General features: G+C 68.9%; 6 protein-coding genes. 2 read left to right on the forward strand and 4 right to left on the reverse strand.

Annotated features, from left to right (window positions below):
* Positions 1 to 294 precede the first annotated feature (294 nt).
* Positions 295 to 948: a LysE family translocator gene (locus ACWC94_RS40895; protein ID WP_450802686.1), complete on the forward strand. Its 654-nt coding sequence runs from the start codon at positions 295 to 297 to the stop codon at positions 946 to 948.
* Positions 949 to 1,192: 244 nt separating this feature from the next.
* Here the strand turns inward: ACWC94_RS40895 and ACWC94_RS40900 are convergent, their stop codons facing one another.
* The 4 genes from ACWC94_RS40900 to ACWC94_RS40915 form a co-directional block, all read right to left on the reverse strand.
* Entirely contained in the window at positions 1,193 to 1,789 is a 597-nt protein-coding gene (locus ACWC94_RS40900) for a TIGR03086 family metal-binding protein (RefSeq protein ID WP_450802688.1), read from the reverse strand.
* A 381-nt stretch (positions 1,790 to 2,170) separates the two neighbouring features.
* The gene (locus tag ACWC94_RS40905; protein WP_450802690.1) at positions 2,171 to 4,516 is read right to left on the reverse strand and encodes an ABC transporter permease; all 2,346 of its coding nucleotides are present in this window, start codon (positions 4,514 to 4,516) and stop codon (positions 2,171 to 2,173) included.
* On the reverse strand, positions 4,513 to 5,211 hold the full coding sequence (locus tag ACWC94_RS40910) for an ABC transporter ATP-binding protein (protein ID WP_450802691.1): 699 nt from the start codon (positions 5,209 to 5,211) through the stop codon (positions 4,513 to 4,515). The genes ACWC94_RS40905 and ACWC94_RS40910 overlap by 4 nt, the downstream gene beginning before the upstream one ends.
* Positions 5,208 to 5,732, reverse strand: a complete 525-nt coding sequence (locus ACWC94_RS40915; protein ID WP_450802692.1) for a PadR family transcriptional regulator — start codon at positions 5,730 to 5,732, stop codon at positions 5,208 to 5,210. The genes ACWC94_RS40910 and ACWC94_RS40915 overlap by 4 nt, the downstream gene beginning before the upstream one ends.
* Before the next feature lie 398 nt (positions 5,733 to 6,130).
* Here ACWC94_RS40915 and ACWC94_RS40920 point away from each other — a divergent pair, with 398 nt between their 5' ends.
* Complete coding sequence (locus ACWC94_RS40920) at positions 6,131 to 6,886, forward strand: AAA family ATPase (RefSeq protein WP_450802694.1); 756 nt, start codon at positions 6,131 to 6,133, stop codon at positions 6,884 to 6,886.
* Positions 6,887 to 6,977 lie beyond the last annotated feature (91 nt).

The raw sequence follows: 6,977 nt of genomic DNA on the forward strand, positions 1-6,977 counted from the left end.
TTCTGTGTGACTGGCAAAGGACCGAGGTAGATGATGGGCTGTCAGGTGGCGATCCACGACTGGAGTGCTACGCAAGGAACCAGCCGGCATCGATGCCTTCCCGACCACCCAGCGCTGAGTGACAAGGACCTCCGCTGACAGGTTGCGCCAAGCCGGAGACAGCCGAGGGAGCGCTTGAGGTGCGGCCGACTCCCAGGAGCGAAGCGCCGAGCGAGCAGCGACATCAGCCCTGCTGATGCGCAGTGAAGCAGACCACATTGGACGTGATCGCGGTCGCGGCTTCAGGATGGCCGCATGACCGTTTCCTCTGCTATCGCATCCTTCGCCGTAGTGGCAGGCATGCTGACCATCATGCCGGGACTGGACACCGCTCTGGTGCTACGCTCCGCCATCACCCTGGGCAGGCGCCGGGCCTTCGCGACGGCGCTGGGGATCCTCTGCGGCGTACTCGTGTGGGGCGTGGCCGCCGCGGTCGGTGCCGCGGCGGTGCTCACGGCATCCCATCTGCTGTACGACGCGCTGCGCGTGGCCGGTGCCGGGTACCTGGCGTGGCTGGGGATCGGCATGCTTCGCCGGACGTTCAAGGAGCGCGGCCGGCCCGTGTCGGAGGATGCGGTGGGTGGAGCGAGAGCCACGACCGCGGAGGCGACATGGGCACGTTCCTGGGCGCGCGGGCTGGGCACCAGCCTGCTGAACCCGAAGAACGGCGTCTTCTACATGGCGATGCTGCCCCAGTTCATCCCCACCGGCGCCTCGCATCTGCTGATGGGGGTCGTCCTGGCGACCGTGCATGATCTGGAAGGGCTGGTCTGGTTCAGCGCGCTGATATTCGGCACCCAGCTCGTCCGCCGGTGGCTGAACCGCGGCTCGGTGCAGCGGGCCATCGACGCGATCACCGGTTCGGTGCTCGTCGGCTTCGGCATCAAGCTGGCACTCGCGGACAACTGACCAATGCGACCCGACCGGCAGGAACGGCTGACAGCTGCCGAGTGGACCGATTTTGCCATGTAGAACGAGGCTGCGTGTTCCGCTGGGACACGCGGACCGGACATGACAGCCGCCGCGGTGAGGTGAAGCCTGGCGGCTCGATCACACAACTCGTCGTCGGCCTCCCACGGCTTCGGCCCCTGCCGATCCATCACGTCGGTTCCTGCACCGGGCGACACCGGACGGCGTTTCCGCGGTGTAGAAGTCAGTGCACGACCCGTTGGTGAGCCGCCGCTGGGCGACGGCCGACGAGTCCGAGTAGCCGCTCCAAGGCGGGAGAGCCCGCGGCGACCTCAACCGCCGGGGCGAACGGTGTCCTTGCCCGGTCATCGGACGGTGCTCCGGTCGGGATCTGCGCCGCGACCTTGAGTGCGTAGCGGACGAGGTCGTCGTCCGGGTCGTAGTCAACGCCGATGGTCTGAGCGACATCCCAACCGTGGACTACGCAGTCGAGCACATGCATACCGAGCGCGATCCGGCCGGGAAAGAACCCGAACTCCCTGATCTGGAGCGAATGGTCCAGGACGTCCTCGGCGAACGCCCGCGTCATGGCGTCGGCCGAGTCGAGGTACGCCTGGTAAGGATCCCCGCCCAGGTTGCCCTGGTCCCAGGCCCGGAGGTCACCGGTGACGCCTGCCGCGGCGGCTGCGAAGCCGAGGTTCTCGCTCACTTGGTGGCGGAGGAGGCCGTGTAGTGTCCAGTCGGCACACGGCGTTGGAAGACGAAGCTGGTCCGGGCCAGTCTGTGCGATCACCGCTCCCAAGGTGGCGAGGGCACGACGATCCAGTTCCCTGATATCCACGGCCGCGACGTTAGCCGTGCCCTCGTTTCCGGGCCACTCGTTTTCGGAGGCGCATCAGCCTGTCCCGATGCCGGTCGGGGGCGAAGGTTGCCTAACGACCTCGTGCATGGTTGGCCGTGGCTCGACGCACCGGTGACTCGTTGAACCGCACGTGATGAGGTTGATCGTGGCGGAGTACCGGATCACCGGGCTGTCGTCGGTGTGATCGGGGAACTCGTCGCTGAGATTGACGACGGCACCCTGACCGCGCGATTCAGACCTCACCCCTGGATAAGGGCGGCGTGCTGTTCGCCCAGCCGCGGCGGGTGGTGTGCGAGGACGATCCGTGACGACCGGGCATGGTGCCCCGCAGGGGCGGGAAGCGCCCACGCAGCGGGCCGGCTACTCGGTGCGCAGGCCCTCCGGGCGCATCAGCCGCAGCAGGGCGGGCAGGCTGAGCAGGGTGACCGCGAGGACCACCACCGAGCCGACGCCGCTCATCGACAGGACGCTCGTCCAGTCGACGACCACCGGAATTGCCGTCATCTTCAGCAGCACCACACCGAGGGTCAGGCCCACGGTCGAGGCCAGTAGCAGGCCGAGGACGATCGGGATCGCCGTCTGCCACAGCACCGACAGGCCCAGAGTGCGGCGCCGGGTGCCGCAGGCGACCAGTGAAGACAGCAGCTTGCGCCGCTCCCGCAACTGCTCAAGCTGGGAGACCAGCAGGCTCGCGCCGACCAAAACCAGCACACAGGCCGCGCCGACGAACAGGCCGGTACGCAAAGAGGTGTACTTCGAGGACTGCTCGGTCGACGACCAGACGAAGGTGTTCGCGACCGGATCCACCCTGACGGCCGCGTTGCGTGCGTACTCCTCCGCGTCGGGCACCGACGGGTCGAGGCGGACGTACACGTGGCCGTTCAGGGTCGGCGCGGCCGCGGCGGGCAGCGCAGCCGGGGTGACCAGCAAGCCGGAGGTGCTGTCCTGCAGCGAGTCCTTGCGGACGGATGCCCGCCGCACACCGGCCGGCACCGTCCAGGCCACCTCACGGCCGCGCACGTCCGCGTACGTCGGGTCGACGTAGACGTGCTGGCCGGGCCGGATGAGGGCTCGCATGGAAGCGTCGTAGCCGGACCTCCGGGCGGCGGGGTTGCCCAGCGTGAACACGTCGCCGTCCCGGCAGAACGGCAGGTGCGCCACCTCCCGCAGCGCGGCGCAGTCGCCGACGGTGAGGTCGACCGTGGTGTCCGGATCCCGGCGTTTTTCGGCGATCGTCCCCGTGGACAGCGCAACCGCCGCCCGTACGCCCTTGGTCCGGTGGAACTCCTCGTCGGCGAGGGCAACTTGGGTCCGGTCGGACAAGTCGACCTCCATCTGGGCCCGTTCGGGGTCACGGCCGGTGTCCTTGGTGTACTGGCTCTGCGCGCCGGCGAACAGCATCTGCAGCGCGATCGCCCCGGCCACCGCCACCGCTATGCCGTTGACCATGCGGGCTGCCGTACCGCTGCCCAGCTGAAGGCGGCGTACGGCCAGTTGCCAGGAGACCGCGCCGCCGCCGAGCTGGGCGACGGCCCGCTCCACGGCCCATGGCAGCAGAGTGGTCACGCCGACCAGCACCAGCAGCACGCCGCCGATGACCAGGTACTGGTTGAAGTCACCGTGGTTACGGCCGTTGCCGATCATCGGGTACAGCATCGCCAGGCCGGCCAGCGGCAGCAGAAGTCGCCACCACAGGCGGCGCCGTGCGGGCCGGGCCGCCCGCGCCACGCCCAGCGGCTCGACGACCACCCCACGCATGGCGAACAGCGTCACCAGCACCGCGGCGGCTGGGACCGCCACCGTTACCAGCAGCACGAGCGCGGGGGAGGGATTCAGATCGCTGGGGAAGACGCTCTCCCCGAGCACCTCGAGCGAGCCCGTGACCTGCCGCCCGATCAGGAAGAACACCGTACCGGTGGCGAGTCCGAGCACCGCTCCGGCCAGCGCCTCGCCGGCCGCGATCCGACGGGTCATCCGGCTGTCGGAGCCCACCAGGCGCAGCGCGGCCAGCCTGCGGTCGCGCCGCTCGCCGCCGAACCGTACGGCCGCGGCGATGAACACGGCGACCGGCATCAGCAGTACCACGAAGACGACCAGTGTCATCAGGATGAGCACAGGGTCGGCCCGCTCGGCAGTCGGATGCGGATTCCCGAACCCGACCAGCCGCTCCACCCGCACCCCGCCCGCCTGGGGCACCAGTCCCTCGGCGCCCGCGAAGTACGCCAGTTCCTGGGAGCCGACCAGTCCGCTCCCGCCGATCGTGCCGGTGATCCGGTACGGCAGCCGCTCCCGCAGCAGCTTCGCCCCGTCCGAGTCCAGCAGCCTCTTCAGCGCCGGCGAAACCACCATCTCGCCCTTGGCCGGGAAGTGACCGAGCCCAGGCGGCAACGGCGCGCGCGGGCCCTCGGGTTCCAGGAGCCGGCCCCGGATGCTCTTGGAGTGCCACTGGGTGTCGGTCGCGGCGACCAGTACCGTGTTGTCGGCCTTGGGGCGCGCGGACGTGGTGAACGAGTAGTCCTCGCGGGCCTGTTCGCGCTGCTGACGCACGGCCAGCGCGTTCGGCAGCGCGGTCGTCAGCAGCAGCAATGCCACACCGAGGCCGACGCCGACCGCCGTCAGCAGCACCCGGACCCACCCCTCACGCCCGCCCGTGAAGGCGAACCGGGCCCCCATCGCCAGATCCCTCGACCACAGCCGCAGCCTCATATGGCGCTCTCCATGTCCCGGGACTTGCCGTCGCGTACGACGATCTCGCGGTCGGAGTAGGCGGCCACCCGGGCCTCGTGCGTGACCAGCACCACGGCTGCGTGGGTCGACCGGGCCGCCCCCGTGAGCAGCTCCATCACACGCTCGCCGTTGAACGAGTCCAGCGCGCCGGTCGGCTCGTCCGCGAACAGCACCCGGGGCCCGGTGACCAGCGCCCGCGCCACCGCGACCCGCTGCCCCTGGCCACCGGAGACCTCGCCCGGCCGCTTGCCCTCGAGGTCGTCCACCTCCAGCCGTTCCATCCAGGTGAGCGCCGTCTTCTCGGCCTCCTTGCGGGAGACGCCGTTCAGCCGCAGCGGCAGCGCCACGTTCTCCACGCAGGTCAGCTCCGGGACGAGCTGGCCGAACTGGAAGACGAACCCGAACTCGCTGCGCCGCAGCGCACTGCGCTCGGCGTCACTCATGCCGGTCAGCTCACGCCCGTCGTAGGTGATCGACCCCGAGTCGGGCGGCACGATCCCGGCGAGGCAGTGCAGCAGCGTCGACTTGCCGGAGCCGGAGGGACCCATCACGGCGACGACCTCGCCGGGGTGGATGGAGAACCCGGCGCCGTCGAGCGCGACCGTCGGGCCGTAGGCCTTGCGCAGGTTCTCGGCGGCGAGCAGGGAGCCCGGAGGAGGAGGAAGGCTGGTCATGCGGCCACCTCCGCCCGCAGCTTGTCGAGACGCGCGGCCGTCAGCTCCAGCCAGCGCAGGTCGGCCTCCAGGTGGAACAGCGCGTGGTCGCAGATCAGCTGGTCCGCGAGGTCGCCCTTGCGCTTGCGGTCGGTCAGGATCCGCATGCTGCGCAGGTGCTCGGCACGCTGGGTGTCGAGGATGACGGCCGCGTTCCGATGAGTGAGCAGTGCGAGGACGACCTTCGTGTAGAGGGTCGACTGCAGGTGCTCCTCCGGCTTCTCCGGGGTCGCGAGCCACCGCTCGACATCGGTGACGCCGGCGTCGGTGATGGCGTACCGCTTGCGCTCGGGCCCGCCGCCCGCCTCTGTCCCGTCGACCTCCACGAGGCCGTGCTTCAGCAGACGGGACATCGTCGCGTAGACCTGGCCGTAGTGCAGCGGCCTGTCGTGACCGAACTTCTCGTCAAAGGCCCGCTTCAGGTCGTAGCCGTGTCGCGGGCCGGACTCCAGGAGCCCCAGGAGGGCGTGACCGATGGACATGGCGCCGCACTCTACACACGGCGTATACGCCTGATGTATACGCTGAGTGCGCAGCTCATGGCGTGCGGTACGACGCCGCAGGTGGCAACCCATTGTCATGGTTCGGTAAAAAACCATCACCGGCCCGGCATTGACGGCCTCCGGGACATCGGTACGGCGGTGGAAACTGATCTCGGGAGGCGTCACCTGGCTGCGTAGCAAAAGCCATCAGGCTCTGGGTTTGGCAGACACCCCGATCCATGGTCGGGTGACGTTCATGAGCTGGGAGTCGCCAGGTCTCCTGCCGAGGCAGCATCGCGATGCTCACGTGGTCCGCGGGCTGTCAGTGGCTGGATCTATGGTCGGGGCATGACTGCTCTAGACCGTGCTGCATCACACTGGCCGAGAAGGGGAAGCCGATGACCGGCCACGGCCAGGGCTTTGTCCGCTACGTCGCGCTGGATTCCCGCGTGGGCACCGACCGGTACCCCTTCAGCCTTCCGGTCGTCACCCGCCTCGCCGGCATGGACAGGCTCGATCTGGACCCGGCGGTGACGTTTTTGGTCGGCGACAACGGCTCGGGCAAGTCCACCTTGATCGAGGCGCTGGCCACGGCCGCCGGGTTCAACGCCGAGGGTGGTTCCCGGTCCTTCCGATTCGCCAGCCGGGCCACCGAGTCCGATCTGGGCGAGCACCTGACTGTGTGCTGGAACCGTAGACCTCGCACGGGTTTCTTCCTGCGCGCGGAGAGTTTCTACAACGTGGCCACCGAGATCGAGCGGCTGGACGAGGGCTCGGGAGAACTGCTGCACGCCTACGGCGGCCGGTCCCTGCACGAACGCTCGCACGGCCAGTCGTTCCTCGACCTGGCGCACCACCGTTTCGGCCCGAACGGTCTCTATGTACTGGACGAGCCGGAGGCAGCCCTGTCGGTGCAGGGATGCCTGGCGTTGATGGTCCGGGTCCGGGAACTCCTCCAACAAGGCTGCCAGTTCGTGGTGGCCACGCATTCACCGATCCTGCTGGCCATGCCCGGCGCACGAATCCTGCAGATCGAAAGCGACGGCACCATCGAGCAGGTGGAATACGAGCAGGCCGAGCCCGTCGCTTTGACCCGCGCGTTCGTCAACCACCCTGGCCGCTTCCTGGACCGGATGTTCGCCGAGGAGCGCTAGTAGTGCTTCGTTACGTCGAGTGATCTCGCCTGATGGTGGGCATCTTCGTGGTGTGAGGCTGGGGGAGGTGGAACGGCTCCGGGGTGAGTTA

The organism is Streptomyces sp. NPDC001135 (assembly GCF_053598395.1).